This window comes from Nocardia amikacinitolerans (assembly GCF_900215415.1).
In the GTDB taxonomy this organism is placed as follows: domain Bacteria; phylum Actinomycetota; class Actinomycetes; order Mycobacteriales; family Mycobacteriaceae; genus Nocardia; species Nocardia amikacinitolerans.
In genome coordinates this window covers 219,842-245,283 of record NZ_OBEG01000007.1, presented here as the reverse complement: position 1 = coordinate 245,283, position 25,442 = coordinate 219,842, and the positions used below count along the sequence as shown (strand labels likewise).

The following is a 25,442-nucleotide window of genomic DNA, read 5'->3' as shown; positions in this document are numbered from 1 at the left end:
TAGGATAACCTACCAAGCACTTGCTTTGTAGAGTGCATGCATAAGTACTCGCGTGAACGGTGAGGAACACCCGTGACAACCCCTGCACAAACGACACCAATGGCCCTGCACGATGCCGCGCGGACCTTCGGCGCCGCGCCGGCACTGGCCGACGGCGGCGTCCGTCTGGACTGGACCCAGCTACTCGGCGCGGTCCAGGAGACGGCGCGCGCGCTGATCGCGCGTGGCGTGCAGTCCGGCGACCGGGTGGCCATGTGGGCGCCGAACACCTATCACTGGGTGGTCGCCGCGTTGGCCGCGCACTACGCTGGCGCCGCCCTGGTGCCGCTGAACACCCGCTACGTCGCCGACGAGGCCGCGGACGTTCTGTCCAGGGTCGACGCGAAGGCGCTGTTCATCGCGGGGACCTTCCTCGGCCGCGACCGGCTCGCCGAACTGCGCACCGCCGCACCGGAACTGGCCATCCCCACGATCGTGGTGATTCCGGTGGAGCCGGGCGGCGAGACGACCAGCACCGACTCGACCGTGCTGAACTGGTCCGATCTCGCGGTGATCGCCGAGACAGTCCCGGTCGAGGACGCCGAGAAGCGGGCCGCGGCCGTGGACGCCGAGGACATCTCCGACATCCTGTTCACCTCCGGAACCACCGGCCGCAGCAAGGGCACGCTCGTCGCACACCGGCAGGCGCTGTCGGTGGTGCGGGCATGGGCCGAGTGCGCAACACTGAACAGCGACGACCGCTACCTCATCGTCAGCCCGTTCTTCCACAACTTCGGTTACAAGGCGGGCATCCTCGCGTGCCTGGTCGCCGGCGCGACGATCATCCCGCAGGCAACCTTCGACGTGCCGCAGACGATGCGGCTGGTCGGCCAGGAGAAGATCACCGTGCTGCCCGGCCCGCCGACGATCTACCAGACGATCCTGGACTTCCCGGACCGCGACTCCTACGACCTGAGCACCCTGCGGGTGGCGGCCACCGGCGGGGCGACGGTGCCGGTCGTGCTCGTCGAGCGGATGCGCTCGGAGCTCGAATTCGCCGTCGTGCTCACGGCTTACGGCCTTTCCGAAGCGGCCGGATTCGGCACCATGTGCCGCGCCGACGACGACGCCGAGACCATCGCGACCACCTGCGGCAGGCCGATCGCCGACTTCGAACTGAAGCTCAGCGACGCGGGCGAGGTGCTGCTGCGCGGCCCCAACGTCATGCTCGGCTACCTGGATGATCCGCAGAGCACCGCCGAGACCATCGACGCGGACGGCTGGCTGCACACCGGCGACATCGGCACGCTCGACGAACGCGGCTATCTCCGGATCACCGACCGGCTCAAGGACATGTACATCTCCGGCGGTTTCAACGTCTATCCGGCCGAGGTCGAGCAGGCGCTCGCCCGGCTCGACGGCGTGGCCGAGTCGGCGGTCGTCGGCGTGCCCGACACCAGGATGGGCGAGGTCGGCAAGGCCTATGTGGTGCGCAAGCCCGGCTCGACGCTGACCGAGGACCAGGTGCTCGCCCACGCCACCACCGTGCTGGCGAATTTCAAGGTGCCGCGCTTCGTCGAATTCCGCGACGAGCTGCCCTACAGCGCCGCCGGGAAAGTGCTCAAGCGTCAACTACGTGAGGAGAAGTCGTAATGCCAGACCAACCGGAGAACGGCGTGCCGGACGAAGGCGAGGTCGTCACTTACGAGCGGCGCGGCCGGGTCGCGATCGTCACGATGAACCGGCCCGACTACCGCAACGCGCAGAACTCGGTGATGACCTACGCGCTCGACGCCGCCTTCCAACGCGCCGTCGAGGACGACGAGGTCGGCGTGATCGTGTTGGCGGGCAACGGAAAACACTTCAGCGCCGGACACGACATCGGCACCCCCGGCCGCGACCACCACGTGCACTACGACAACAAGGCCGTGCTGTGGTGGGACCACGTCGACAAGCAGGGCGGCGACCAGCGGTTCGCCAGGGAGTCCGAGGTCTACCTCGGCATGTGCCGCCGCTGGCGGGAGATCCCCAAGCCGACCATCGCGATGGTGCAGGGCGCCTGCATCGCGGGCGGGCTCATGCTCGCGTGGGTGTGCGATCTGATCGTCGCCTCCGAGGACGCGTTCTTCTCCGATCCCGTGGTACGCATGGGCATTCCGGGTGTGGAGTACTTCGCGCACCCGTGGGTGATGGGACCGCGCGCGGCCAAGGAATTCCTGTTCACCGGCGACCGCTTCGGCGCGGCGCAGGCCAAGGAATGGGGCATGGTCAGCCGGGTGGTCCCGCGCGCCGAGCTGGAGGCCGAGACCATGGCGCTGGCCGAGAAGATCGCCGCCATGCCGCGTTTCGGCCTCGCGCTCACCAAGAAGGCGGTCAACCAGGCCGAGGACCTGATGGGCATGCGCACCGGCATGGACTCGGTCTTCGGGCTGCACCACTTCGCGCACGCGCACAACGCCGAGGTCGGCGCGGACTCACTGGGCGGCATGAACGCCAAGACGATGAAGGCCAGTGCCAGCACGGCCGAGCAGAACGGGACGACGTAGTGGATCTGGATCTGGACCAGGCGACGCGGGAATTCCAGCGGGAGGTCCGCGAATTCCTCGCCGCCGAGAAACCCTCGACACCGCTGCCTTCGATGGACACGAAGGCCGGCTTCGAGGCGCACCGCGACTGGGAGCGCAAACTGGCCGACGCGCGGCTGTCGGTGGTCTCCTGGCCGAAGGAGTACGGCGGGCGCGACGCCTCGCTGCTGGAATGGGTGCTGTTCGAGCAGGAGTACTACGCCGCGGGCGCGCCGGGGCGGGTCAGCCAGAACGGCATCTTCCTGCTGGCGCCGACGTTGTTCGAGCACGGCACCCCCGAGCAGCTCGACCGCATCATGCCGCGCATGGCGCGCGGCGACGACATCTGGGCGCAGGCCTGGTCGGAGCCCGAGGCGGGCAGCGACCTCGCGGGCATCCGGTCGACGGCGCGGCGCACCGAGGGCGGCTGGCTGCTGAGCGGACAGAAGACGTGGAGTTCGCGAGCGGCGTTCGCGGACTGGGCCTTCGGCCTTTTCCGCAGCGATCCGGAGGCGGAGCGGCACAAGGGACTCACCTATGTGATGTTCCCGCTCACCGCCGACGGCGTCTCGGTGCGACCGATCCCGCAGCTGGACGGCGAACCCGGTTTCGCCGAGATCTTCCTCGACGACGTCTTCGTGCCGGACCGCGACGTGATCGGCGCGCCGGGCGAGGGCTGGCGGGTCGCCATGAGCACCTCGAGCAACGAGCGCGGTCTCTCGCTGCGCAGCCCCGGCCGATTCAGCGCGACCGCGCGACGGCTGGTCGACCTGTGGCTGGACTCCGGCGACCGCACCAACACCGCGCAGCGCGACGCCGTCGTCGACGCGTGGATCGGCAGCGAGGCCTACCGCCTGCATACCTTCGGCACCGTCACCCGGTTGAACGAGGGCGGCAAGCTCGGCGCGGAATCCTCGATCACCAAGGTGTTCTGGTCCGAGCTCGACATCGCCATGCACGAGACCGCGCTGGACGTGCTCGGCGCGGCGGGCGAACGGTCCGGTCCGTGGACCGACGGGTATCTGTTCTCGCTGTCCGGCCCGATCTACGCCGGTACCAACGAGATCCAGCGCAACATCATCGCCGAGCGCATCCTCGGCCTGCCGAGAGGGAGTAGCCGATGAGATTCGCGCTCAGTCCGGAACAGATCGATTTCGCGGCAAGCGTGCGCAAGCTGCTGGACGCCGGGCGCACGCCGACCGCGGTGCGCGCCTGGGCGAGTGGCGACTCGCGACCGGGTCGCGCGCTGATTCAGCAGCTCGCCGGTTCGGGCGTGCTCGGCCTCGCGGTCGACGAGGCGCACGGCGGTGTCGGCGCGGATCCGATCGACCTCGTCGTCGCGTTCGTCGAGATCGGCCGGTCCGCGGCGCCGGGACCGCTGGTCGAGACCGCCGCCGCGATTCCCGTTCTGCTGCAATCGCTCTCGGATTCCGCGGCAGCCGAGCGCTGGCTGCCCGGGCTCGCCGAGGGCACCGCGCTCGGCACGGTCGCCTTCGCAACACCGGGCACCGATCCGGTCGCGCTGGACGCCGATGTCGCCGACGTGACGCTGCTCGTCGACGGCGCGCAGGTCTTCCTTGCCGAGCGTGGCGAGTCGATCCGTTCGGTCGACCCCGCGCGAAAGCTGTTCGGAGTGACGGCCACCGAGCTCGTCGCCAACGACGACCGGGTGCTGGAGGCCGGCGCGCTGGCGTTCGACACCGGCGCGCTGGCCGCCGCCGCCCAGCTGCTCGGCGCCGGTCGCGCGCTGCTGCACGCCGCCACCGAATACGCCAAGCAGCGCAAGCAGTTCGGCAAACCGATCGGTGAATTCCAGGCCGTCAAGCAGAAACTCGCCGACGTGCTGATCGGGCTCGATCTGGCCGAGCCGCTGCTCTACCGCGCCGCCCTCACCATGGGCGAGCCGACCCGCGGCCGCGACGTGTCGGCGGCGGTGCTGGCCTGCGGCGACGCCGCGCACACCGCCGCGCGAGCCGCCTTGCAGGTGCACGGCGCGATCGGCTACACCGCCGAGTACGACCTGTCGCTGTGGCTGACCAAGGTCACCGCGCTGCGCGCCGCGTGGGGAACGCCGGATCTGCACCGCGCCAGGATCGCCCGCGCCCTGCGCGACGAGGCCGTTCGGGACCGAGCGATCAGGGGTACCGCATGACCGAACACGAGGAATTCGCCGCCTCGGTGCGCGCGCTGCTCACCAAGCACGCGGGCCGCGACGCCGTGCGCACCGCGATGGACACCGAACTCGGCTACGACCCGAAGCTGTGGCGGCTGCTCTGCGAGCAGATCGGTGTCGCGGCGCTCGCGGTGCCGGAGGAGTACGGCGGGTTCGGCGCTTCGCTGGTCGAATCCCTGCTGGTGGTCCGCGAATTGGGCCGCACGCTGGCGGGTGTTCCGATGCTCGGTTCGGCCGTGCTCGGCGCACAGGCCGTGCTGCTCTCCGGCGACGAGGACGCCTGCGCGCGGCTGCTGCCCGGCGTCGCGGAAGGCACGACGACACTCGCGGTGTGCTGGGCGAGCGAGACCGGGTGGGACGTGCCCGGCGTGCGCGCCGATGGTGAGATACTCTCCGGCACAGCGTATTACGTGCTCGATGGCGCGCACGCCGATACGTTGATCGTGGTGACGGCGAGCGGGTTGTTCGAGGTCGAGGCGGGCGCCGCCGGGATCACCCGAAACCCGGTCGCGACCATGGATCCGACGCGCAAGCTCACCTCGATCCACTTCGACGGCGTCGCGGCACGCAAGCTCGGCACCGGCGATCCGCTCGCTCTCGCGACGCGACTTCGGGAGATCGCGTGGGCCGCGGTGGCCGCCGAGCAGGTCGGGGCGGCGGAGCAGTGCCTGGAGATGACGGTCGAATACACCAAGTCCCGGGTGCAGTTCGGGCGCGCGATCGGCAGTTTCCAGGCGCTCAAGCACCGGATGGCCGATATGTACGTGCTGCTGGAGTCGGCCAAGTCGGCGTCCTACGCCGCCACCGCCGCGGTCGCCGAGGGGCTTCCGTCGGCCGCCGAGGACGTGTGGGTCGCACGGACGCAGTGTTCCGAGTCGTTCACCGAGATCGTCTCCGAGACCGTGCAACTGCACGGCGGCATCGCCATCACCTGGGAACACGACGCGCACCTGTTCTTCAAGCGCGCGCACGGCGACGCCCAGCTCTTCGGCACGCCACACCGTCCGCTTGCGCACACCTAGCACTACCCGACCGAAGGCCCCGGCGAATCCTCGCCGGGGCCTTCGTCGTTCGCTGCTCCGGCTGCCACAAACCGTCCACACGCCTCACATAGGCACCGCCTGTGTGAGGCGTGCAAAGGGTGTGTGGCACCGAGCCAGCCGGGCGCGGCAGGTGCGGTGGGCTATCTCACGGTAAATAGATAGTTAGCTTATGTAATAATATTTTGGTGCAGCAGGCTCCCGTGACGACAGCAGACATCGTGGTCGATCTCCTCGTCACCGCGGGCAGGCTGACCCGGCTGGCCGGGGTGATCGGCGACGACGATCTGCCGCGAGCCGTACTGCGGGCCCTTGCCCTCCTTGACGAGCACGGCGCGGTGCGGGTCAGCGAATTCGCCAGGATCGATCGATGCTCCCAACCGGCGGCAACGGCGCTGCTCGGCAGGCTCGTCGAGGACGGATTCGCGACGAGGACCAAGGACCCCGATGACTCGAGGGCGGTCGTCGTCGACCTCACCCCGGCCGGACGCGAGCGACTGGTCAGGGCACGTGCCGCCTACGGCACGGCCATGGCCGCCCGGCTCGCCGATTTCGACGTCGAACGACTCGCGCGAATGGAAACCGATCTGAACGAACTGCTGGAAGCGCTGAAAAACGCCGCTCCCCAGCACGATCCGTCGAGGGAATTTTGATGAGCACCGTAGTGGACACCCGCGCCGACACCGGCGCACCGGCGTCGACCAAACAGCCGAAAGCGGTCTGGGCGGTCGCCTTCGCCAGCGTCATCGCGTTCATGGGCATCGGCCTGGTGGACCCGATCCTGAAGCCGATCGGCGAGCAACTACACGCCTCGCCGTCGCAGGTCTCCCTGCTGTTCACCAGCTACATGCTGGTGACGGGTGTGGCGATGCTGGTGACGGGCGTGGTGTCCAGCAGGTTCGGTGCGAAGAAGACGCTGCTCGCCGGTCTGGCCATCATCGTGGTGTTCGCGGCGCTGGCGGGCATGTCCGGCACCGTCGGTGAGATCGTCGGCTTCCGCGCGGGCTGGGGTCTCGGCAACGCGCTGTTCATCGCGACCGCACTCGCCACCATCGTCGGCGCGGCGAGCGGCGGCGTCGCGCGCGCCATCATCCTGTACGAGGCGGCGCTCGGCATCGGCATCGCGACCGGTCCGCTGGTCGGCGGCGTGCTCGGCGGAATCAGTTGGCGCGGACCGTTCTTCGGCGTCTCGGTGCTGATGGCGATCGCGTTCGTCTGCATCGTCGTGCTGCTGCCCGACAGCCCGAAACCCGCGCACCGCACCTCGCTGGCCGCGCCGTTCCAGGCGCTGCGCCACCGCGGTCTGCTCACCGTCAGCATCACCGCGCTGCTCTACAACTTCGGCTTCTTCACCTTGCTCGCCTACACCCCGTTCCCGCTGGACATGGGCACCTACGCGATCGGCTTCATCTTCTGCGGCTGGGGCATTCTGCTCGCGGTCGCCTCGGTCTTCCTTGCGCCCGGCTTGCAGCGCCGGTTCGGGACGCTGCCGATGATGGGTCTCGCGCTCGGGTTGTTCGCCGCCGACCTGGCGGTGATGGCGCTGTTCGCGGAGAACAAGACGGTGCTGATCGTCGGCACGGTGGTCGCCGGTCTGTTCCTCGGCGTGAACAACACCCTCATCACCGAGGCCGTGATGATCTCCGCGCCGGTGGAGCGTTCCACCGCGTCGGCCGCCTACAGCTTCGTCCGGTTCGCCGGCGGCGCCGCCGCGCCGTGGTTGGCGGGCAAGCTCGGCGAGCACAGCATCGCGGTGCCGTTCTGGGTGGGCGCCGCGTGCACCGCGGCCGCCGTGCTCGTGCTGGTCGTCGGGCGGGCCGCACTCGCCCACATCGATGAGCACGATCCCGCGCCGCACTCGGTGGAGGAGGCGCAGGCGATCACGGTCGGCGACTGAGATTCGGCGTTTCGCGGGCCCCGTCGGCATGGCGGGGCCCGTTCGGCGTCCGGAATCTGTCACCCCTTCGGCGTACCGTCGAGAGGTATGACCGAAGAGCAGCGAGGCCGCGTCAAGGTCGCGACCAGCCAGAAGCGAGTCCGGGTTTATCTCGGCGGGCACCTGGTGGCCGATACGGACCGCCCGGTGCTGGTATGGGAGATCCCCTACTACCCGACCTACTACATTCCCGTCGCCGATCTGCACGCCAAACTCGAGCCGAACGGCGAGACCACCCACTCCCCCAGCCGTGGCGATGCCACGGTCTACGACGTGATCGTCGACGGCGTCACTGCGGCGGGCGGTGCGCTGCGCTACCACGATTCCCCGCTGCCGGAACTGAACGAACTGGTCCGGCTGGACTGGGACGCCATGGGCGACTGGTTCGAGGAGGACGAGCCGATCTACGTCCATCCGCGCGATCCGTATTCGCGCGTCGACATCCTCGGCAGCTCCCGGCACATCCGGGTCGAGATCGGCGGCGTCGTCGTCGCGGACTCCCACAGCCCGCGCATCCTCTTCGAAACCGGCCTTCCCGCACGCTATTACCTCCCCCTCACCGACGTCCGCCTAGACCTCCTGCACCCCTCCGACACCCACTCCCACTGCCCATACAAGGGCACCGCCGACTACTGGACCGTCCGCATCGGCGACAAGGAATACCGCGACATCGCCTGGATCTACCGCACCCCGCTACCCGAAAGCCAGAAGATCGCGGGCATGGCGTGCTTCTACAACGAGAAGGTCGACGTCTGGATCGACGGCGTCCTCGAAGAACGCCCCAGCTCCCCCTTCAGCTGAGATCCTCGACGCCGTATCCCGGCAACGCGCCACGCAACAGGAGGGCGTACGCGATTCCGCCGTGTGGTCGGCAGACCGCGTGGCGTGGTTGACTTCGGTTCATGCTGGTCGATACGCACGAGCTCGAGGTGTTCGAAAACGCCAGGCCGCGTTTGGAAGCGATCGCGTACCGCCTACTGGGTTCGGCGAGCGATGCCGAGGACGCGGTGCAGGATACGTTTCTGCGCTGGCAGGTCGCCGACCGCGAATTCATCGAGACGCCCGAGGCGTGGCTGACGAAGGTGCTCACCAATATCTGCCTCAACCGGCTCACCTCCGCGCGGGCAAGGCGGGAGACCTACGTCGGCCAGTGGCTACCCGAACCGGTCTTCGCCTCGGACCGCATACTCGGGCCTGCCGACACCGTCGAGCAGCGTGAATCGGTCTCGATCGCGATGCTCACGCTGATGGAGCGACTGTCGGCCAAGGAACGCGTGGTGTACGTGCTGCGCGAGGCGTTCGGGTACTCGCACGGCGAGATCGCCGAGGTCCTCGACCTGTCCGAGTCGAACTGTCAGCAGATCTATCGACGGGCCAAGCAGCGTATGGCCACCGACCGGACGCGTGTGACGGTCGACGAGGCCGCCGCCCGCAAGATCGTCGAGGAGTTCCTCGCCGCGGCACTGAGCGGTAACACCGACTCGCTGGTGCGGCTGCTGGCCGACGACACGATCAGCGTCGGCGATGGCGGCGGCGTTGTCGTGTCGCTGCCACAGCCGATCACGGGCGCACTGCGGGTCGCGCGATTCCTGCGCCGCCTGTTCGAACCCACCGCCGCCAAGTGGGAGACCATCGGCGGTCGCGCCGCCCTGTTCGCCGACGTGGTCAACGGCGTGCCCGCAGTGGTGATCGTGGTCGGCGACCGGATCGTAGGCGTGATCACCCTCGAGGTGACCACCGACGGGATCGCGGCCGTCCACACCCAAGCCAACCCGGCCAAGCTCGAACGCGCGACGCGCCACTGGGCCACCTTCGACCACGGAGACCCGCTCGTCGAAGAGTGGTGACCTAGATCACATCAGACTCCTGTCAGGGTTCGGGCCGCTGTCCGGTTCAGGTAGCGAACACCCGCCAGACAGGAGTGAGACCATGACCCACCGCATCGTCGTTCTCGGGGCCGGATACACCGGAGCCAACGCCGCTGGTCGCCTTGCCAAGCGGCTGCACCCCGCCGACACCGAGATCACCCTCGTCAACGCCGATCCGGAGTTCGTCGAGCGGGTCAGGATGCATCAGCTCGCGACCGGTCAGGACCTGAAGCGCCGCCTGCTGACCGACGTTTTCGCAGGCACGGGCGTGCGGGTTCGGCTGGCGCGGGTCACCGCCGTCGACGCCGAACGCAAGACCGTCGATGTCATCGACGCCGACGGCCCGAGCGAGATCGCCTACGACACCCTCGTCTACGCCCTCGGCAGCGCCGCCAACGACTTCGGCATTCCCGGCGTGGCCGAGCACGCCTACGACCTCGCGGGCAAACAGTCCGCGCAGCGGCTGCGGGACCGTCTGGCAGAGCTCGCCGCCGGCGCGACCGTGCTGGTCGTCGGCGGTGGCCTCACCGGCATCGAAGCGGCCACCGAGATCGCCGAAGCCCGCCCGGATCTCGGGGTCGCACTCGCCGCCCGCGGTGGCCTCGGCGACTGGCTGAGCGAGAAGGCCCAGCGGCATCTGCGCAAGGCCTTCGACCGTCTCGGCATCGCCGTGCACGAGCACACCGACATCGCAGGCGTTCAGGCGACCGGCGCGCGCACTGCCGACGGGCGCACGATCCCGGCCCAGGTGACGGTGTGGACTGCCGGTTTCGCCGTGCACCCCCTTGCCGCGGCCACGACCCTGCGGGTTTCCGAGACCGGGCAGATCGTCGTCGACGACACGATGCGGTCGGTCTCGCACCCCGACGTGTACGCCATCGGCGACGCCGCGCTCGCGCCGGGGGCGAGCGGCAATCCGCTCCGCATGTCCTGTGCCTCGGGAGTCCCGACGGCCTACCAGGCGGCCGACGCCATCGCGGCACGGCTCACCGGCCGCGAGGTCCCACGCAACTCCATCGGCTACACCGGTCAGTGCATCAGCCTCGGACGCCACGACGCCATCGTGCAGTGGGTCACCCCGGACGATCAGCCCAAGCCGTCCGCCCTCACCGGCACAGCGGCCGCACGCCTCAAGGAACTGATCTGCAAGTCCGCGGCCTGGAGCATCTCGCATCCGACGTCGATGCTCCCGTCGCGCCGCCGCCGCATCGCCGGGGTCCCGGAAACCACCGTCACCACCGCGTGATCTCGATCAGTACGGCCTGGGCGGCACGGGCCGAGGAAGCCAGTGGTTCCTCGGCCCTCGACCCCGGATCGTCATGCGGCCTTACGGGTGGCGCGGCCGCCCTTCGACAGTTGCACCGGGAGTTTCACGTAACGGCTCAGTTTGGCGGCCACCGGCGGGGTGCCGCTGACCTGTTCCTTGTAGACGACCGCGGCGGTGTGGTCGGCGGTGACGACGCCGCTCTGGCAGGTGCCGTGCAGCTGTCCCCAGGCCTGCCGCACCAGGGCGGCGTCGCCGATGGCATGGATCTCCGGGTGCGACACCGAGCGCAGTGTGGCGTCGGTGATGATGAGACCTCTTGCGTCGGTGGCGATTCCAGCCTGGGCGGCGAGCGGTGATACGCGCACGCCGGTAGTCCACAGGATCAGGTCCGAGGGGACGAGTGCGCCGGTGTCCAACCGCACGGCGTCGGGCAGCACCTTGGCGACCTTCACCCCGACCGTGCGCACCACGCCAAGCCGGTCCAAGACACGGTTCAGGTAGGCGCGGCAGCGCGGGATGGGCCTCACACCGCGACGACCGCGGGTTGGGTTGGGGTGCGGCGGTAGTGGCCGGGGGCCTGGCCGTATTCGCGTTTGAAGGCTTTGGCGAAGGCGAATTCGGAGGTGTAGCCGACTTTTCGGGCGACGGTGTGCAAGGGGGCGTCGGTGTCGCGGAGGAGGCGGGCGGCGGTGAGAAGGCGCCAGCGGGTGACGTAGGAGAGCGGGGGTTCGCCGACGGTGGCGGTGAAGCGGCGGGCCAGGGTGGCGCGGGAGACGCCGGCGATGTCGCTGAGGTCGGGGACGGTCCAGGCGCGGGCCGGGTCTTCGTGGACGGCGCGCAGGGCGGCGGCGACGGCGGGGTCGGCGAACGCGCCCGCCCAACCGGTGGGGCTGGCGTCGGCCTGTTCGTCGAACCAGGCGCGCAGGATGAACAGCAGCATGGTCTCCAGCAGCGCGGGCACCGCGGCATCGCTGCCCTGGCACGGTTCGGCGATCTCGGCGGCGAGCAGATCCACCGCACCGCGCAGCGCGGGATGACGGCCGGGGCGGGCGGGCAGATGGATGAACTCGGGTAGTTCATCGAGCAGCGGGTGCGACCGCGCTCGACCGAGTTCGTATGCGCCGCAGAGAAGTTCGGTGCGCACTCCGGGTCCGACGATCTCGCGCGGCTCGCCGGGCTTGGCGGTTTCGGTGACGGGGCTGTCGAGATTGTCGACCAGGTCGTGATCGGCTCCGCGCGGCATGAAAAGCACGTCGCCGGCACCGAGCGCGATCGGCTCACCCTCCGGCGGAACGACCCAGCAGGATCCGCGCAGCACGACGTGGAACCCCGCGCCGGGCACGACCGGATAGCGGCGCCCCCACGGCGCGTGCCTGATGAACAAGCCGGACGCCGGATTGCCGGTGCGAATGGCCGCTATCGTCTCGCTGAGAATGTCCACGATAGAAACCATACGCTCATCGATTGAGCGTTTCAGACATGAACGCGAGCATTCAAGCCATTCATTTGCTCGCCGCACGCCCATAAGTTCATACCCATGACACAGCGGACAACCTCCCCCACCATCGCCGTCTACGGCGCCACCGGCCACACCGGCGGCTACCTGCTCGACGAACTCAACCGCCGCGGCCTCACCCCGATCCTGGTGGGCCGCAACGCCGAACGCATGCGTGCCGCCGCCGAAGCCGCGGGCCTGACCGACGCCGAGATCCGCGTCGCCGACCTCGCCGACCACGCCGCCCTGGTCGCCGCGTTCACCGGCGTCGACGCGGTGATCAGCAGCCTCTCCGCCTACGTGCGCAATGGCGAGCCGGTCCTGGCGGCCGCCATCGAAGCGGGCGCGCACTACACCGACATCTCCGGCGAACAGCTGTTCCTGAAGAAGGTCTTCGACGATTACGCGACCACGGCCGAAACAGCAGGTGTCACAGTCGTTTCCGGTATCACGGACAACAACATCGCGGGCGACCTGCTCGCCAATCTCGTCGCGCGCCGGGTGAACGGCCCGGCCGAGATCGTCATCAGCCACCTGAGCAAGAGCGGAGGCAACGGGTCGAAAGGCAGCGCCAAGACGGTGTTCGCCAGCCTCGACTGGTTCAGCAGCGGCGGTTGGCATTTCGCGGACGGCGAGCTGCGCACCGGCCCCGCGCGGCATCCGGAGATGACCTTTCCCGGCGACACGGCGCCCACCGCCGTCGGGAAGTTCCCGCAGCCGCCGGTGCTCACCGTCCCGAGGCACACCGAGGTCGTGTCGGTCGAGGGCGTGCTCGCCGCCGAAATCCTCGACACCCTCCGCTCTTTCACCGAGGAGCTGATCGAGCAGATCCCGGACGAGCCGAGCTCGGACCTGCGCTACGAGGTGATCGTCGACGCCCACGCCGACGGTCGGGTGGTGCGCGGCGTGGTCGACGGCGTCGACTCCTACCGCGATTCCGCCCTGCTCGCCGTCGAGATCGCGACCAGACTGGCGGCGGGCACCGCCAAGCCGGGCGCGCTGGCACCGGCGGAAGCGTTCGAGCCGACCGAATTCCTCGACGCTCTCGGGCGATTCGGTATCACCTGGCGCATCGAGGAAGTCTGACACCAGCGCGTTCCGCCGCGACCGGGTCGGCATCGAGCCGAACGAGCCAGCCCGGCTCGGCGGCGGGCAAAGAAGGCGCCATCGTGGCGAGCGAGCATAGAGTCGCGGGTATGACCGACGACCGGCCCGCGCTGGCCATCGCACTCGATTTGGAGCCGCACCCAGAGGGCGGCTGGTATCGCCAAACCTGGCGCAGCTCGGTGGAATTCACGCCTCCCGGATATCCGGGAGCGCGGGCCGCGGCCACGATGATCCATTTCCTGCTGATGCCGGGAGAGCGCTCGGCCCCGCACACGGTGCGGTCGGACGAGCTGTGGCTCTGGCACCGCGGCGGACCGCTCGCGCTCGACATCGGCGGCGAGGAGATCGTCCTCGGACCCGATGTCGAGCGCGGTCAGCTGCTGCAGGCCGTGGTACCCGGCGGCGTCAGCCAGGCCGCGCGACCGCTCGGCGACGAGTACGTCCTGGTGAGCTGCATCGTCGCCCCTGGCTTCGACTTCGCGGACTTCCAGCTCGACTGAGTTCTATTTGGGTACCTCGATCACACCCTCGTCGACCGCCCACTTGATGGTCTTCTCCAACTGCGGACACGTCTCGGGACGACCTGGACGACCGCCCGACGCCGCGAGCTCGGCGAAGACCGGGCAGTGCGTTTCGGGCGGCTCGGTCCACTGCACGGAGGTCTGGTGCGAGCTGGATTTGCGCACCAGCACCTCGCTCCGGCAGGCCTGACACCGCAACGGCGTCAGGCCCTCCTCCAGGTAGCGCTGCTTGTCGGCCACGGTCTGGGCCTGCACCGCCGCCCGCCGCGCGGGCTGATCGGCGAAGTCCGGCGCCTTGGCCCAGGTGGCCGCCATCAGACGCCTGCCTCGGCTTCCTTCGCCGCCTGCTCGGCCTCTTCGGCTTCGCGCTTGCGACGCAGGTTCTCCGCCACCTCGGCCTCCCACGCCTCGTTCGCCTTGGTGGTGTCCACCTCGAACTCGAAGCGCTGGGTCATCTTCTCGGTGACGTCGGCGACGTCCACGTAGAACTGGTCGTACCAGCGGCGCAGCTGGTAGACCGGGCCGTCCTCCTCGCACAGCAGCGGATTCTCGACCTTGGACTTGTGCTTCCAGATCTCGACGTCCTGCAGGAAGCCGACGCTGATGCCCTCGGTCATCTTCTCGGCCAGCTTGTCGGCCATCTCGCCGTCGACGCCCTTCGGCTTCTCCAACGTGATGCCCCATTGCAGCACGAACGAGTCCTGCGTCACCGGGTAGTGGCAGTTGATCAGGACGCTCTTGACCTCGTAACCGCTGTAGACGTTGATCAGCGGGTTGATCATGTACGAGGGGCCGAAGTACGAGGCCTCGGACTTCAGCAAGGTGTCGCCGCCGTACTTGGAGGCCATGCCGATGTCCGGGCGGCCCTTGGTCTCCAGGAACTGGGTGGCGATGTGTCCCTCGAAGACGTTCTTGAAGTACGTCGGGAAGGCGAAGTGGATGTAGAAGAAGTGGGCCATGTCGACCACGTTGTCGATGATCTCGCGGCAGTTGGCGCCCTCGATGAGCATCGAGTTCCACGTCCAGTCCGTCCAGCCGCTGTCGAGCTGGTCGGTCGGATTGCCGTCCGCGTCGGTGTAGGGGCCCTCGATGTGCGGGATGGTGATCTCCGGCGGCGGCTCGTTGCCCTCGTGGTCGTGCCAGACGAACAGCTGACCGTTGCGCTCGAGGGTGGTCCACTTCCTGGTGCGCGCGAGCGGCGGAACGCGGCGCGCGTAAGGGATGGAGCTGCACTTGCCGTTGACGCCGGACCACCGCCAGTCGTGGAACGGGCAGGCGATGTCGTCGCCCTTGACCTCGCCCATGCTCAGGTCGCCACCCATGTGCCTGCAGTAGGCGTCGAGCACCCGCAGTTCGCCCGCGCTGTCGACCCAGACCACCAGCTTGGTACCGAACACGTTCACCGCGTGCGGCTTACCGTCCCGGAACGTTTTGGCCAGGCCGAGGCAATGCCATCCCCGCGCATAGCGGGTAGGCACCGAGCCGACATCCAGCTCCCTGTGCTTACCCACCCCGCCGGCTCCGCCGGCTGCCGACCCTGTGGCCCTTGCACCGCTCCCTTTGGGGGTAACTGCCATCGCGATTCTCCTCCTTCTGTACTAGAACACGTTACAAAAATGTCCTGCCGCATGCCAGCTATTCGGGCCACTTCCTGCGGATGTCCATCTCCGACCTGCGATGAACGGCGGTTCTCGACAGAAATAAGAACCTGTTCTAGTCTCAGAGACAAATGAGTACCGGTTACCAATCCGACCAGGCAGGAGCAGGTCCCGAGATGACGCAAGAAGTGACCGAGCGGGTCGAAGCGCTGTTGCCGACACTGCGTGAGCGCGCGCAGGAGGCCGAGGATCTGCGGCGCATCCCCGACGAATCGATCAAGGCGCTCCAAGAGACCGGCTTCTTCCGACTGCTACAGCCCAAGCAGTGGGGCGGATACGCCGCCGACCCGGTCGTCTTCTACGACACCGTCCGCAAGCTGGCCAGCGCGTGCGGTTCCACCGGCTGGGTGGCGGGCATCGTCGGTGTGCACAACTGGCACCTCGCGCTGTTCGACCAGCAGGCGCAGGTCGATGTCTGGGGCGAGGACACCGAGGTGCGGATCTCCTCCTCGTACGCCCCCATGGGCGCGGGCACCGTGGTGGACGGCGGCTACATCGTCAAGGGCGCGTGGGCCTGGTCCTCCGGCTCCGACCACGCCACCTGGGCGGTGCTGGGCGGTCCGGTCATCAAGGACGGCAAGCCGGTGGATTTCGGCAGCTTCCTCATCCCGCGCACCGACTACCGCATCGATGACGTGTGGAACGTGGTCGGCCTGCGCGGCACGGGCTCGAATACCGTTGTGGTGGAAGACGTTTTCGTGCCGAAGCACCGGTTCCTGAGCTTCCGCGCCATGAGCGAGCTGAAGTCGCCCGGCCTGGAGCAGAACCCGGACCCGGTCTACAAGATGCCTTGGGGCACCATCCATCCCACCACCATCTCCGCGCCGATCGTCGGCATGGCCTACGGCGCCTACGCCGCGCACGTGGAGCACCAGGGCAAGCGCGTGCGCGCGGCCTTCGCGGGCGAGAAGGCCAAGGACGACCCGTTCACCAAGGTCCGCGTCGCCGAGGCCTCCAGCGACATCGACGCGGCATGGCGCCAGCTCTCCGGCAACGTGGCCGACGAGTACGCGTTGCTGAAGGAGGGCAAGGAGATTCCGTTCGACCTGCGTGTGCGCGCCCGCCGCGACCAGGTGCGCGCGACCGGGCGGGCGATCGCCTCGATCGACAAGCTCTTCGAAGCGTCTGGCGCCACCGCGCTCGCCAACGGCACTCCGCTGCAACGCTTCTGGCGGGACGCGCACGCGGGCCGGGTGCACGCGGCCAACGATCCCGAGCGCGCGTACGTCATGTACGGCACCCACGAGTTCGGCCTTCCGGTGACCGACGGGATGGTGTGATGACCTCCACGGTGGAACTCACCTACGAATCGACCTCGCGCTACGCGCAGGTGCGGCCGGACCTGCGGCTGCACTACCACGAGGCGGGCAGCGGCAACGGGCCGACGATCGTGCTGCTGCACGGCGGCGGCCCCGGCGCGTCGTCCTGGTCGAACTTCGCACGGAACATCCCCGTGCTGGCGCAGAATTTCCATGTGCTCGCGGTGGATCAGCCGGGTTTCGGCAAGTCGGACAAGCCGGTCGAGCACCCGCAGTACTTCGCGCACTCCGCGTCGGCGCTGAAGGATCTGCTCGACCACCTGGAGATCACCGACCGGGTGCACATCCTCGGCAACTCGCTCGGCGGCGGCGCGGCGGTCCGGTTCGCGCTGGACTACCCGGACCGGGCGGGCAAGCTGGTGCTGATGGGCCCCGGCGGCCTCAGCCTCAACGCCTTCGCGCCGGACCCGACCGAGGGCGTGAAGCAGCTTTCCCGCTTCAACTTCGAGCCGACCAGGGCGAATATCGAAGCGTTCCTGCGGATCATGGTCTTCGACCAGAAGCTGATCACCGAGGAACTGATCGACGAACGCTTCGAATCGGCCAAGACCCCCGAGGCGCTGGCCGCGACCCGCGCCATGGGGAAGTCGTTCTCCGGCCCCGATTTCGAGCTCGGCATGCTCTGGCGCGACGCCTACAAGCTGCGCCAGCCGGTGCTGCTGATCTGGGGCCGGGAGGACCGGGTCAATCCGCTCGACGGCGCCATCCTCGCGACCAAGATGATCCCGCGGGTGCAGTTGCACGTGTTCGGCGGCTGCGGTCACTGGGCGCAGCTGGAGAAGTTCCACGAATTCAACCGGCTGGCAACGGACTTCCTGTCCGGATCCGGCAAGGAGAAGTAGACATGGGCATTCGATCGCTCGGCTATCTGCGCATCGAGGCCACCGATATGGCGGCCTGGCGCGAATACGGCCTCAAGGTGCTCGGCATGGTGGAGGGCAAGGGCGGCATCCCCGACGCGCTCTACCTGCGGATGGACGAATTCCCGGCCCGGCTGGTCATCGTCCCCGGCGAGAAGGACCGGCTGCAGGTCTCCGGCTGGGAGACCGCCAATGCCGAAGAGCTGCAAGACATCCGGAATCGGTTGGAAGCCGCGGGCGTGCCCTACAAGGAGGGCACCGCGGCGGAGAAGGCCGATCGGCGCGTCTACGAGCTGATCAGTTTCGAGGACCCGTCCGGCAACGTGCTCGAGGCGTTCCACGGCGTCGCGCTGGAGCACCGGCGGGTGGTCAGCCCGTACGGGCACCGGTTCGTCACCGAGGAACAGGGTCTCGGCCACGTGGTGCTCAGCACGTCGGACGACAAGGCCGCGCTGGAGTTCTATCGCGACGTGCTCGGCTTCCGGCTGCGCGACTCGATGCGGCTGCCACCGCAGATGGTCGGCCGTCCCGCCGACGGCGAACCGGCCTGGCTGCGGTTCTTCGGCTGCAATCCGCGCCACCACTCGCTGGCGTTCCTGCCGATGCCGACCCCCAGCGGCATCGTCCACCTCATGCTGGAGGTGGAGAACGCCGACGACGTCGGCCTCTGCCTGGACCGCGCGCTGCGTAAGAAGGTCAAGATGTCGGCCACCCTCGGCAGGCACGTCAACGACAAGATGCTGTCCTTCTACATGAAGACGCCAGGCGGCTTCGACGTCGAATTCGGTTGCGAGGGCTTGGAAGTCGACGACCACGACTGGATCGCCAGGGAGTCAACCGCCGTGAGCCTGTGGGGCCACGACTTCACGGTTGGCCAGCGCCAGCAATGACCGACGGGGTGAGCGAGCCTGTGATGGAGACGAAAGCGACCGCCGACGGACATCCGGTGATCGATCCGCGCCAATTCCGAAACGTGTTGGGGCAGTTCTGCACCGGTATCACCGTCATCACCGCCTTCGGCGACGACGGGGCGCCGATCGGCTTCGCCTGTCAATCGTTCGCCGCCCTGTCCCTCGATCCGCCGCTGGTGCTGTTCTGCCCAACCAAGGCGTCGCGCTCCTGGGCGGCGATCGAGAAGACCGGACGCTTCTGCGTCAACATCCTCGCCGAGGAACAACAGCAACTGTGTGCCCGCTTCGGTTCCCGCGAACCCGATAAGTTCGCCGGAACCGCCTGGCACGCTTCGGAACTGGAGCTCCCGGTACTGGACGACGCGCTGGCCACGATCCAGTGCACGGTGGACAGCGTCGTCGACGGCGGCGATCACTACATCGTGATCGGCCGCGTGCAGGTCCTGTCGGAGTCCACGGACTCCGGCAGGCCCCTGCTGTTCTACCGCGGTCAGTACACCGCCATCGAGCCGGAGAAGACGGTGCCCGCACCGTGGCGGGCCGATCTCGACCACTTCCTCACGACGACGACGTTGGACACCTGGTTGTAGGCGTACCCCCGCCGTCGCTCGGCCGCGCGCGCTGCGTCCGGCAGTGCTGGTAACCGACCGAAGGCCCCCTTCATCCCGCCAGACCGACTGGACGTGACCTTCATTCACCCGGTACAGGGGTGGGTGCGGGCGTCAGAAGTAGGCGTTGCCCTGGTCGGCGGTGACGAACTGCGCCCACCGCTGCGTGCCGTCGGTGTGGTCGGGGCAGGTGTTCCGACCTTCGCGGAACGCCCGCGCCACCTCGCCCGGCGCGGGCACCCGCACGACCCGGCGCGGTCGCGACCTGATCGTGCGCCATGTTTCGGCGAGCTCGCCCAGGGTCAACACTTCGGGGCCGCCGAAATCGGGGGCGCGGCCGAGCGGCGGGCCTTGAATCAGTTCGGCGGCGCGTGCCGCCACGTCCGTCGCGGCGACCGGCTGGAACCGAAAGTCGGTGGGCAGCGGTGCGATCGGCAGCCGTTCGACGCCGTACATGATCGACGCGATCAGCTCGTGGAACTGGGTCGCGCGCAGAATCGTATGCGGCACATCGCTTTCGGTGACGAGCTGTTCGCAGGCGAGCTTGTTGCGGTAGTACTTGAACGGGATGCGGTCGATGCCGACGATCGACACGTACAGCAGGTGGTCGACGCCCGTGGCGGCCGCGAGCAGATTGCGGGTCTGCTCGACGTCGGGGCCGCCGAACTTACGGAAGTCCGAGGCCGCGTGCACGATGGCGTCCACGCCTTCGACCGCCTCCGCGACGCCTTCGCCCGTCCGCAGATCTCCCACGTGCGTGCCCGCGCCCGGCCGGCGCGAGAGGACTCGCACCGCATGCCCCTCCCGGCGAAGCAGCGCGACGATGTGCCTGCCGAGCGCCCCGGTTCCTCCGGCGACAAGAATGTTACCCATGAGTAACTAGTACTCCTTCCCCTTTGAACACCACAAGTGCCGAGACCCGCGAGTCGGGTTACAAAACTGCTCAATTGGTGAGCACTTATGTGCGGAGGATCAGAAGAAGAGACCATCCCCGCACCTCGGAGGCCACCATGAACCAGCTCGACGGCACCGAAATCCACACCTTCGCCGACTCCGCGCGCTGGGAGGCGTGGCTCGCGGCCAATCACGACCGGTCGACCGGCGTCTGGTTGAAGATCGCGAAGAAGAACGCCGCGAGCGCGACGATCACCATCGCCGAGGCGCTCGACGGCGCCCTCTGCTACGGCTGGATCGACAGCCACCGCCGCGCACTCGATGCCGACCACTACCTCCAGCGCTACTCGCCGCGTCGCCCGAAGAGCCCCTGGTCGCAGGTCAATGTCGAGAAGGTGGAGGCGTTGGTCGGCGCGGGGCGCATGCGCGAACCCGGTCTCGCCGTAGTGCGTGCGGCGCGCGCGGACGGGCGCTGGGACGCCGCCTACGAACGGCAGCGCACCGCGACCATTCCAGACGACCTGACTGCGGCGCTGGACGGAAATCCCCGAGCGCGCGTCCGGTTCGATCAGCTCGACCGCACGGGGCAGTACGCGCTGTTCCTCCGGTTGATGAAGGCGCGCGGCGAGACCGAACGCGCGGCGAGAGTGCGGCAGATGATCGACGAGCTCGGACACGGCGCAGGCTGATCCGCGCGGGTCCGGCGGCCCTCGGTCACCGGTCGACACCCCACCACGGATCCTCGTCGCCGACCGATCCTCGGATCCGAAGAACTCATCCGCCTCCCGGCGCATCGCCGCGCAATCCCCGGCGGCAGTCTGCGATGCCGAGCGACCAGCTCCTCGGCAGTGCGTCGCCACTCACGGCCGACGGCCGTCATTGCCGAGGTTCCAGCAAAAACGCCGAAGCGAGGGCGACCACCTCGCGGCGGCTGCGGTCGCCGTGGTCGGCGGCGAGCAGGTGTTTGCCGACCGCGAGGCTGAAGGCGAGCATGCTGCGGGCCTCGATCTCGTCCGGGTCGGTGCAGTAGGTGCCGAACAGTTCGCGCAGGTACGCCATGCGCTCGTTGTCGACCCGCCGCAGGCGCTCGGCGACCGCCTCGTCGCGGCGGGCCCAGTCGCGCACGGCCAGATCGATCGGGCGGAGACGATCGTCGGAGAAGGTGAGCAGACCGGCGCGCTGGATCTTGGTGCGCGCGTCGCCGCCCTCCTGCTCGACTCGTTCGACCACCGCGCGGGTGCTCTCGCGCTCCCAGGTGTTGAGCATTTCCTCCAGCAGGGCGTTGCGGTCGGCGAAGTGACCGTAGAACCCGCCCTTGGTGACGCCGAGCGCCGCGGCGATGCTCTCGACGCGGACGGCGTCGGGGCCGCCCGCCGCCAGGGCGGCGAGCCCCTGCTCGACCCACCGGCTGCGGGGTGTGCGTGTGACGGCGACCATGCCACCAGTATCGCCGAGGGTGTCGACACTGCGGGCGCAGCGGTCTACGATCGATCGTATACGGTTACGTATATATGAAAGACGTTGCCGTGCAAACTAATTCACGCCGCACGTCCATCGGAGGAGGCCGACATGACGACTCCATTTCCCGTCCCGACAGCGCGACCGGGCAGAAAGATCCCCGACGAAGAGCACACCGAGCGCCCGTGGCGAATCCACGAAATCGCCCCCGATTTCGCGCTGTACGACGTGTGGGCGCTGCCGACGCCGGGCGGCCCGGACGACCTGCCGCGACTGGTCCGGCTCATCACGACCGACGACGACACTCCGCAACCGCTGGTGTTCCGCGCCCTGTTCGAGATCCGCTGGAAGCTCGGCGCGCTGCTCGGCTGGGACGACACCGACTCCGGGGTCGGCGCGCGCGTGACCTCGTTGCGGGAGCGGCTGCCCGACGATCTGCGTGCCGGGCCGCGCGGATCCGATGTCGAGGGCTTTCCGTTCACCTCGGTGTATCTCACCGAGAACGAGTGGGCCGCCGAGATGGCCAACCGCACCGTCCACACCGTGATGCACATCGGCTGGGTGCGCGACGGTTCGGGTTACCGAGGGCAGATGGCCGTGCTCGTCAAGCCGAACGGATTGTTCGGCAAGGTGTACATGGCGGCGATCGCGCCGTTCCGGTACACGCTGGTGTATCCCGCGCTGATGCGCATCTTGGAGCAGGGATGGCAGCGGCAGGCCGCATAGTCGGCCGCCGGATCGAGTTCCGCTCGGGGTAGCTGGCGGAATCGCCGCGGGCGGTTGGCTGTTCGTAAGTATTCGTACCAGCAACACGCTCCCTCGGAGGTTTCGCCCGTGCGCGCCAACAGCTCTCGTTTCGACGACAAGATCGCCCTCGTCACGGGCGGCACCAGCGGGATAGGACTCGCGGCCGCGCGCCGTCTGCTCGACGAGGGCGCGCGGGTCGTCGTGACCGGTCGCGACAAGAGCCGCCTGGACGCGGCGGTCGACGAGTTGGGCGGCGGTGAGCGACTGCTCGGGATCCGCAGCGACGTCGCGGAACTCGGCGACATCGACGCGCTGACCGACACCATCCGCGAGCGCTACGGCCGCCTCGACGTGCTCTTCGCCAACGCGGGCATCGCCGCCTTCCAGCCCACCGCCGACATCACCGAAGCCGAGTTCGACCGCGTCGTCGACATCAACTTCAAGGGCGTCTTCTTCACCATCCAGAGGACCCTTCCGCTGCTCGCCGACGGGGCGGCCATCGTCGTCAACGCCTCCTGGGCCATGCACCGCGGCGTCCCCGGCGCCTCCCTCTACTCCGCCACCAAAGCCGCCGTACACAACCTCACCCGCACCCTCGCCGCCGAACTGGCCCCGAGGAAGATCCGCGTCAACTCCATCAGCCCCGGCTACATCGAAACCCCCTCCTACCGCGACAACGTCTCCCCCGAAGCCAAAGCCGCCGCCATCACCGCCGTCGCCGCGGGCCGCCTCGGCACCCCCGAAGACATCGCCGACGCCGTAGCCTTCCTCGCCTCCCCCGAAGCCTCCTACATCAACGGCCAAGACCTCTCGGTCGACGGCGGCCTCATCACCGCCATCCCCGACCGCATGCTGTAGGAGAGCGAACGGGCCTCCGCGATCAACGTCCGTACAGTTCGTCGAGTCCGATCAATTCGACCTCACCGCGACGCTGCGCGTCCTGCAGATCCGCGCTGAAACCGACACCCGAGAAGCAGAGCAGTCTGGTGCCGGAGGTGTCGAATCGTTCGCCTTTCGCGACGAGGTCCCGAATTCTGCGCAGCCGTTCCAGACGGCCGAGGCCCATCGTCTCGTTCCACTTCGCCTCGCCGATACCCAGCAGCGGCGGTCGGCCGTCGTCGCTATGGCCGACCGCCACGACATCCACCTCGTGGGTCGTCCGATTGGCCGAGTCGTTCACCGTGCCCGAGGTCACGCCAACCGGCCAATCACCGAGTCGATTCAGGCTGTCGGAAGTGCTGGAGAAATGCAGCGCCCAGTCCCGGCACACCCGCTCGAAATGCGGACCGACGACATTGCTCGCGAACCGGTGCGCCGCTCGCTGCCAGATCCGCCGAGTGTCGGTGGCCAGCGTCAGCTGTGGCCAGAACGGCCGCATGATCGCGTGATAGAAGGTGAGCAACGGCTCGGCGATACGGAAATCGGTACGGTTGGCGCGAAAGGCATCCTTCTCGCGCCGAATCAGCCCGGCATCCTCCAGGACCGTGAGCGGGTGTGCGAGTTCGTTCGTCTTTCTGCCGACATGACCCGCGATGCCACCGCGTCCCGTGTTTCCCGTCGCTATGGCATTGAGCACCGAGTGGTAGAGCGCACCTTCCCGTAGATCCGGCTCCTCGGCGAGCAGGTAGCGCGCCTCCAGGAACATCGGGCTGCCCGGCGAGAGAATCGCGCGGACAATCCAGTCGTCGAAGTCGTCGACATCACGGGGAGCGTCGTAGCGGATCATCAGGTACACAGGACTCGGGAGCCACACGTGGACTAATATAAGTAGAAACTTATCCAAGGAGGTTGTTATGCCGTTGTTGACGGATCCGGCGGGGATTGCGGGGCTGGTGGTTCGGGAGGTTCGGACCGGGGAGAGAGGTGGGGAGGTTACCCGGATCGCGGTGGCGCGGCGGAGTTATCCGACGGATCAGGCGGATCTGTGGGACGCGTTGACGAATGGGGAGCGGATTCCGCGGTGGTTCCTGCCGGTGAGCGGGGAGTTGAAGCTGGGTGGGAAGTATCAGCTCGAGGGGAACGCGAACGGGGTGATCGAGGAGTGCGAGGCGCCGCGGCGGTTCGCGGTGACGTGGGAGATGGGCCCGCAGGTGTCGTGGCTGACGGTGACGCTGAGCGCGGACGGGGACGCGACGGTGCTCGAGCTCGAGCACGAAGCGCCGGTGGATCCCGAGTTCTGGGCGCAGTACGGTCCGGGGGCCGTGGGTGTCGGCTGGGATCTGGCGCTCATGGGACTTGCGCTGCACCTGGACGGTGCGGCGGTGCTGGATCCGACCGAGGTGCTGACCTTCCACACCACCGCCGAGGGCGTGGCGTTCATTCGCGCGGCGGCCGAGGGGTGGGCCGACGCGGCGGTCGCCGACGGCGACGACCCGACCGCGGCGATCACGGCCGCGGACCAGACGGTGACCTTCTACACCACCGAGCCCGAGGACGGCGCCGAGTCCTGATGGTCGCGTCTCCGGCGAAGATTTTCGAGGCGCTCGGCGATCCGATCCGCCGCTACATTCTCGAGCTGGTGGCGGCCGAGGAGCAGCCCGCGGGCGCGCTGGTCGCGGCCGTGCAACAGCGCGCCTCCATCTCCCAGCCCGGCGTCTCCCAGCATCTGAAGGTGCTGCGCGACGCCGGGTTGGTGAGCGTGCGCGCGGACGGCACGCGTCGCCTGTACGCGCTCGACCCCGCGGGTCTGGACGCGGCCCGCGCCTGGCTGACCGCGTTGACCGAGCCGCTGCACCAGTTCAGCCAGCCCCTCGACGCCCTCGCCACCGAAATCGCCCGCGGCAAACGGGCCCGGCGCACCGCCGAACCGCCCGCCGAGGAGACGACGAGAAACGCCCGGCACGCCTGAACAGCGCGAATCAGAAAGCGATGAAGAGGATTTCGTCGCGCGAGTACTCGTGCCCGGGGTGCTTCTCCGCGAGGTGCGCCTGGGTCTTGGCGACGAGATCGTCCTCGTCGGTGCCGACGATGGATTCACCGCAGGGGCAGTTCAGGTTTCGCTTCATGGTTCGTCCTAGGTCGCGGTCGGCGGGTCGCC

The 25,442-nt window shown here is 68.4% G+C and carries 29 protein-coding genes; 21 read left to right on the top strand and 8 right to left on the bottom strand.

The features are described 5' to 3' along the window. The first annotated feature begins 72 nt into the window (after positions 1–72). The 10 genes from CRP45_RS28620 (at position 73) to CRP45_RS28575 (ending at position 10,806) form a co-directional block, all read left to right on the top strand. Positions 73–1,632, top strand: coding sequence for a FadD3 family acyl-CoA ligase (locus CRP45_RS28620; protein WP_281256224.1), 1,560 nt, complete (start codon positions 73–75; stop codon positions 1,630–1,632). Further along, a complete protein-coding gene (locus CRP45_RS28615) occupies positions 1,632–2,525 on the top strand; it encodes an enoyl-CoA hydratase (protein WP_097247805.1) in 894 nt (297 codons plus the stop codon). The genes CRP45_RS28620 and CRP45_RS28615 overlap by 1 nt, the downstream gene beginning before the upstream one ends. After that, the gene (locus tag CRP45_RS28610) at positions 2,525–3,667 is read left to right on the top strand and encodes an acyl-CoA dehydrogenase family protein (RefSeq protein WP_097247804.1); all 1,143 of its coding nucleotides are present in this window, start codon (positions 2,525–2,527) and stop codon (positions 3,665–3,667) included. Before CRP45_RS28615 ends, CRP45_RS28610 begins: the two co-directional genes overlap by 1 nt. Continuing rightward, entirely contained in the window at positions 3,664–4,695 is a 1,032-nt protein-coding gene (locus CRP45_RS28605; protein WP_097247803.1) for an acyl-CoA dehydrogenase family protein, read from the top strand. Before CRP45_RS28610 ends, CRP45_RS28605 begins: the two co-directional genes overlap by 4 nt. Then, the gene (locus tag CRP45_RS28600) at positions 4,692–5,738 is read left to right on the top strand and encodes an acyl-CoA dehydrogenase family protein (RefSeq protein WP_097247802.1); all 1,047 of its coding nucleotides are present in this window, start codon (positions 4,692–4,694) and stop codon (positions 5,736–5,738) included. The genes CRP45_RS28605 and CRP45_RS28600 overlap by 4 nt, the downstream gene beginning before the upstream one ends. Positions 5,739–5,959: 221 nt before the next feature. Further along, complete coding sequence (locus CRP45_RS28595; RefSeq protein ID WP_245910530.1) at positions 5,960–6,409, top strand: MarR family winged helix-turn-helix transcriptional regulator; 450 nt, start codon at positions 5,960–5,962, stop codon at positions 6,407–6,409. Continuing rightward, entirely contained in the window at positions 6,409–7,653 is a 1,245-nt protein-coding gene (locus CRP45_RS28590; RefSeq protein ID WP_097247801.1) for an MFS transporter, read from the top strand. The genes CRP45_RS28595 and CRP45_RS28590 overlap by 1 nt, the downstream gene beginning before the upstream one ends. 87 nt (positions 7,654–7,740) lie before the next feature. Then, entirely contained in the window at positions 7,741–8,493 is a 753-nt protein-coding gene (locus CRP45_RS28585) for a DUF427 domain-containing protein (protein WP_067792319.1), read from the top strand. Between the two features lie 101 nt (positions 8,494–8,594). Then, on the top strand, positions 8,595–9,539 hold the full coding sequence (locus tag CRP45_RS28580) for an RNA polymerase sigma-70 factor (RefSeq protein WP_097247800.1): 945 nt from the start codon (positions 8,595–8,597) through the stop codon (positions 9,537–9,539). Positions 9,540–9,621: 82 nt separating this feature from the next. After that, positions 9,622–10,806 (top strand): NAD(P)/FAD-dependent oxidoreductase, encoded by a 1,185-nt coding sequence (locus CRP45_RS28575; RefSeq protein ID WP_097247799.1) that lies wholly within the window; start codon positions 9,622–9,624, stop codon positions 10,804–10,806. 71 nt (positions 10,807–10,877) lie between these two features. On the opposite strand, the gene CRP45_RS28570 is transcribed toward CRP45_RS28575, so the two are convergent. Continuing rightward, on the bottom strand, positions 10,878–11,354 hold the full coding sequence (locus tag CRP45_RS28570; RefSeq protein ID WP_245910528.1) for an FAD-dependent oxidoreductase: 477 nt from the start codon (positions 11,352–11,354) through the stop codon (positions 10,878–10,880). Next, positions 11,351–12,268 carry an AraC family transcriptional regulator gene (locus tag CRP45_RS28565; protein WP_097247798.1) on the bottom strand — a complete coding sequence of 306 codons (918 nt, stop codon included), beginning with the start codon at positions 12,266–12,268 and terminating at the stop codon, positions 11,351–11,353. Before CRP45_RS28565 ends, CRP45_RS28570 begins: the two co-directional genes overlap by 4 nt. A 96-nt stretch (positions 12,269–12,364) precedes the next feature. Here CRP45_RS28565 and CRP45_RS28560 point away from each other — a divergent pair, with 96 nt between their 5' ends. Next, the gene (locus CRP45_RS28560) at positions 12,365–13,408 is read left to right on the top strand and encodes a saccharopine dehydrogenase NADP-binding domain-containing protein (RefSeq protein ID WP_097247797.1); all 1,044 of its coding nucleotides are present in this window, start codon (positions 12,365–12,367) and stop codon (positions 13,406–13,408) included. A gap of 110 nt (positions 13,409–13,518) precedes the next feature. Then, positions 13,519–13,929, top strand: coding sequence for a cupin domain-containing protein (locus CRP45_RS28555; RefSeq protein WP_097247796.1), 411 nt, complete (start codon positions 13,519–13,521; stop codon positions 13,927–13,929). Between the two features lie 3 nt (positions 13,930–13,932). Here the strand turns inward: CRP45_RS28555 and CRP45_RS28550 are convergent, their stop codons facing one another. Further along, positions 13,933–14,265: a hypothetical protein gene (locus CRP45_RS28550; protein WP_097247795.1), complete on the bottom strand. Its 333-nt coding sequence runs from the start codon at positions 14,263–14,265 to the stop codon at positions 13,933–13,935. Further along, a complete protein-coding gene (locus CRP45_RS28545) occupies positions 14,265–15,527 on the bottom strand; it encodes a 3-ketosteroid-9-alpha-monooxygenase, oxygenase component (RefSeq protein WP_301315830.1) in 1,263 nt (420 codons plus the stop codon). The genes CRP45_RS28550 and CRP45_RS28545 overlap by 1 nt, the downstream gene beginning before the upstream one ends. Positions 15,528–15,724: 197 nt before the next feature. Here CRP45_RS28545 and hsaA point away from each other — a divergent pair, with 197 nt between their 5' ends. The 4 genes from hsaA to hsaB are packed head-to-tail and all read left to right on the top strand — an operon-like array spanning position 15,725 to position 19,288. After that, the gene (hsaA, locus tag CRP45_RS28540; protein ID WP_067792296.1) at positions 15,725–16,888 is read left to right on the top strand and encodes a 3-hydroxy-9,10-secoandrosta-1,3,5(10)-triene-9,17-dione monooxygenase oxygenase subunit; all 1,164 of its coding nucleotides are present in this window, start codon (positions 15,725–15,727) and stop codon (positions 16,886–16,888) included. Continuing rightward, positions 16,888–17,769: a 4,5:9,10-diseco-3-hydroxy-5,9,17-trioxoandrosta-1(10),2-diene-4-oate hydrolase gene (gene hsaD / locus CRP45_RS28535; protein WP_097247793.1), complete on the top strand. Its 882-nt coding sequence runs from the start codon at positions 16,888–16,890 to the stop codon at positions 17,767–17,769. Before hsaA ends, hsaD begins: the two co-directional genes overlap by 1 nt. A 2-nt stretch (positions 17,770–17,771) precedes the next feature. Next, positions 17,772–18,677: an iron-dependent extradiol dioxygenase HsaC gene (gene hsaC / locus CRP45_RS28530; RefSeq protein WP_097247792.1), complete on the top strand. Its 906-nt coding sequence runs from the start codon at positions 17,772–17,774 to the stop codon at positions 18,675–18,677. A 23-nt stretch (positions 18,678–18,700) separates the two neighbouring features. Next, positions 18,701–19,288 carry a 3-hydroxy-9,10-secoandrosta-1,3,5(10)-triene-9,17-dione monooxygenase reductase subunit gene (gene hsaB / locus CRP45_RS28525; protein WP_097247791.1) on the top strand — a complete coding sequence of 196 codons (588 nt, stop codon included), beginning with the start codon at positions 18,701–18,703 and terminating at the stop codon, positions 19,286–19,288. A gap of 132 nt (positions 19,289–19,420) precedes the next feature. On the opposite strand, the gene CRP45_RS28520 is transcribed toward hsaB, so the two are convergent. Then, positions 19,421–20,179 (bottom strand): SDR family oxidoreductase, encoded by a 759-nt coding sequence (locus tag CRP45_RS28520; RefSeq protein WP_097247790.1) that lies wholly within the window; start codon positions 20,177–20,179, stop codon positions 19,421–19,423. A 137-nt stretch (positions 20,180–20,316) separates the two neighbouring features. Here CRP45_RS28520 and CRP45_RS28515 point away from each other — a divergent pair, with 137 nt between their 5' ends. Continuing rightward, a complete protein-coding gene (locus CRP45_RS28515) occupies positions 20,317–20,889 on the top strand; it encodes a YdeI/OmpD-associated family protein (protein WP_097247789.1) in 573 nt (190 codons plus the stop codon). A 187-nt stretch (positions 20,890–21,076) separates the two neighbouring features. On the opposite strand, the gene CRP45_RS28510 is transcribed toward CRP45_RS28515, so the two are convergent. Beyond that, positions 21,077–21,637, bottom strand: coding sequence for a TetR/AcrR family transcriptional regulator (locus CRP45_RS28510; RefSeq protein WP_097247788.1), 561 nt, complete (start codon positions 21,635–21,637; stop codon positions 21,077–21,079). Positions 21,638–21,769: 132 nt separating this feature from the next. Here CRP45_RS28510 and CRP45_RS28505 point away from each other — a divergent pair, with 132 nt between their 5' ends. Beyond that, on the top strand, positions 21,770–22,384 hold the full coding sequence (locus CRP45_RS28505; protein WP_097247787.1) for a DUF2867 domain-containing protein: 615 nt from the start codon (positions 21,770–21,772) through the stop codon (positions 22,382–22,384). A gap of 108 nt (positions 22,385–22,492) precedes the next feature. Beyond that, complete coding sequence (locus CRP45_RS28500) at positions 22,493–23,263, top strand: SDR family NAD(P)-dependent oxidoreductase (protein WP_097247786.1); 771 nt, start codon at positions 22,493–22,495, stop codon at positions 23,261–23,263. 22 nt (positions 23,264–23,285) lie between these two features. Here CRP45_RS28500 and CRP45_RS28495 read toward each other — a convergent pair whose 3' ends face one another. After that, entirely contained in the window at positions 23,286–24,188 is a 903-nt protein-coding gene (locus CRP45_RS28495; protein ID WP_143861564.1) for an AAA family ATPase, read from the bottom strand. A gap of 10 nt (positions 24,189–24,198) precedes the next feature. Here CRP45_RS28495 and CRP45_RS28490 point away from each other — a divergent pair, with 10 nt between their 5' ends. Together CRP45_RS28490 and CRP45_RS28485 are read left to right on the top strand one after the other, a co-directional pair. Further along, positions 24,199–24,855: an SRPBCC family protein gene (locus tag CRP45_RS28490; protein WP_097247784.1), complete on the top strand. Its 657-nt coding sequence runs from the start codon at positions 24,199–24,201 to the stop codon at positions 24,853–24,855. Then, positions 24,855–25,253 (top strand): ArsR/SmtB family transcription factor, encoded by a 399-nt coding sequence (locus CRP45_RS28485; RefSeq protein ID WP_097247783.1) that lies wholly within the window; start codon positions 24,855–24,857, stop codon positions 25,251–25,253. Before CRP45_RS28490 ends, CRP45_RS28485 begins: the two co-directional genes overlap by 1 nt. Before the next feature lie 10 nt (positions 25,254–25,263). Here CRP45_RS28485 and CRP45_RS28480 read toward each other — a convergent pair whose 3' ends face one another. Then, positions 25,264–25,410 carry a DUF1059 domain-containing protein gene (locus CRP45_RS28480; RefSeq protein ID WP_097247782.1) on the bottom strand — a complete coding sequence of 49 codons (147 nt, stop codon included), beginning with the start codon at positions 25,408–25,410 and terminating at the stop codon, positions 25,264–25,266. Positions 25,411–25,442 lie beyond the last annotated feature (32 nt).

Coding starts and splice junctions, on each gene's coding strand:
- CRP45_RS28485 (WP_097247783.1), top strand. CDS start 24,855: ATGGTCGCGTCTCCGGCGAAGATTTTCGAGGCGCTCGGCGATCCGATC.
- CRP45_RS28555 (WP_097247796.1), top strand. CDS start 13,519: ATGACCGACGACCGGCCCGCGCTGGCCATCGCACTCGATTTGGAGCCG.
- hsaB (WP_097247791.1), top strand. CDS start 18,701: ATGGAGACGAAAGCGACCGCCGACGGACATCCGGTGATCGATCCGCGC.
- CRP45_RS28545 (WP_301315830.1), bottom strand. CDS start 15,527: ATGGCAGTTACCCCCAAAGGGAGCGGTGCAAGGGCCACAGGGTCGGCA.
- CRP45_RS28490 (WP_097247784.1), top strand. CDS start 24,199: ATGCCGTTGTTGACGGATCCGGCGGGGATTGCGGGGCTGGTGGTTCGG.
- CRP45_RS28550 (WP_097247795.1), bottom strand. CDS start 14,265: ATGGCGGCCACCTGGGCCAAGGCGCCGGACTTCGCCGATCAGCCCGCG.
- hsaC (WP_097247792.1), top strand. CDS start 17,772: ATGGGCATTCGATCGCTCGGCTATCTGCGCATCGAGGCCACCGATATG.
- CRP45_RS28520 (WP_097247790.1), bottom strand. CDS start 20,179: ATGGGTAACATTCTTGTCGCCGGAGGAACCGGGGCGCTCGGCAGGCAC.
- CRP45_RS28600 (WP_097247802.1), top strand. CDS start 4,692: ATGACCGAACACGAGGAATTCGCCGCCTCGGTGCGCGCGCTGCTCACC.
- CRP45_RS28580 (WP_097247800.1), top strand. CDS start 8,595: ATGCTGGTCGATACGCACGAGCTCGAGGTGTTCGAAAACGCCAGGCCG.
- CRP45_RS28575 (WP_097247799.1), top strand. CDS start 9,622: ATGACCCACCGCATCGTCGTTCTCGGGGCCGGATACACCGGAGCCAAC.
- CRP45_RS28585 (WP_067792319.1), top strand. CDS start 7,741: ATGACCGAAGAGCAGCGAGGCCGCGTCAAGGTCGCGACCAGCCAGAAG.
- CRP45_RS28480 (WP_097247782.1), bottom strand. CDS start 25,410: ATGAAGCGAAACCTGAACTGCCCCTGCGGTGAATCCATCGTCGGCACC.
- CRP45_RS28560 (WP_097247797.1), top strand. CDS start 12,365: ATGACACAGCGGACAACCTCCCCCACCATCGCCGTCTACGGCGCCACC.
- CRP45_RS28515 (WP_097247789.1), top strand. CDS start 20,317: ATGAACCAGCTCGACGGCACCGAAATCCACACCTTCGCCGACTCCGCG.
- CRP45_RS28510 (WP_097247788.1), bottom strand. CDS start 21,637: ATGGTCGCCGTCACACGCACACCCCGCAGCCGGTGGGTCGAGCAGGGG.
- CRP45_RS28505 (WP_097247787.1), top strand. CDS start 21,770: ATGACGACTCCATTTCCCGTCCCGACAGCGCGACCGGGCAGAAAGATC.
- CRP45_RS28590 (WP_097247801.1), top strand. CDS start 6,409: ATGAGCACCGTAGTGGACACCCGCGCCGACACCGGCGCACCGGCGTCG.
- CRP45_RS28615 (WP_097247805.1), top strand. CDS start 1,632: ATGCCAGACCAACCGGAGAACGGCGTGCCGGACGAAGGCGAGGTCGTC.
- hsaD (WP_097247793.1), top strand. CDS start 16,888: ATGACCTCCACGGTGGAACTCACCTACGAATCGACCTCGCGCTACGCG.
- CRP45_RS28605 (WP_097247803.1), top strand. CDS start 3,664: ATGAGATTCGCGCTCAGTCCGGAACAGATCGATTTCGCGGCAAGCGTG.
- hsaA (WP_067792296.1), top strand. CDS start 15,725: ATGACGCAAGAAGTGACCGAGCGGGTCGAAGCGCTGTTGCCGACACTG.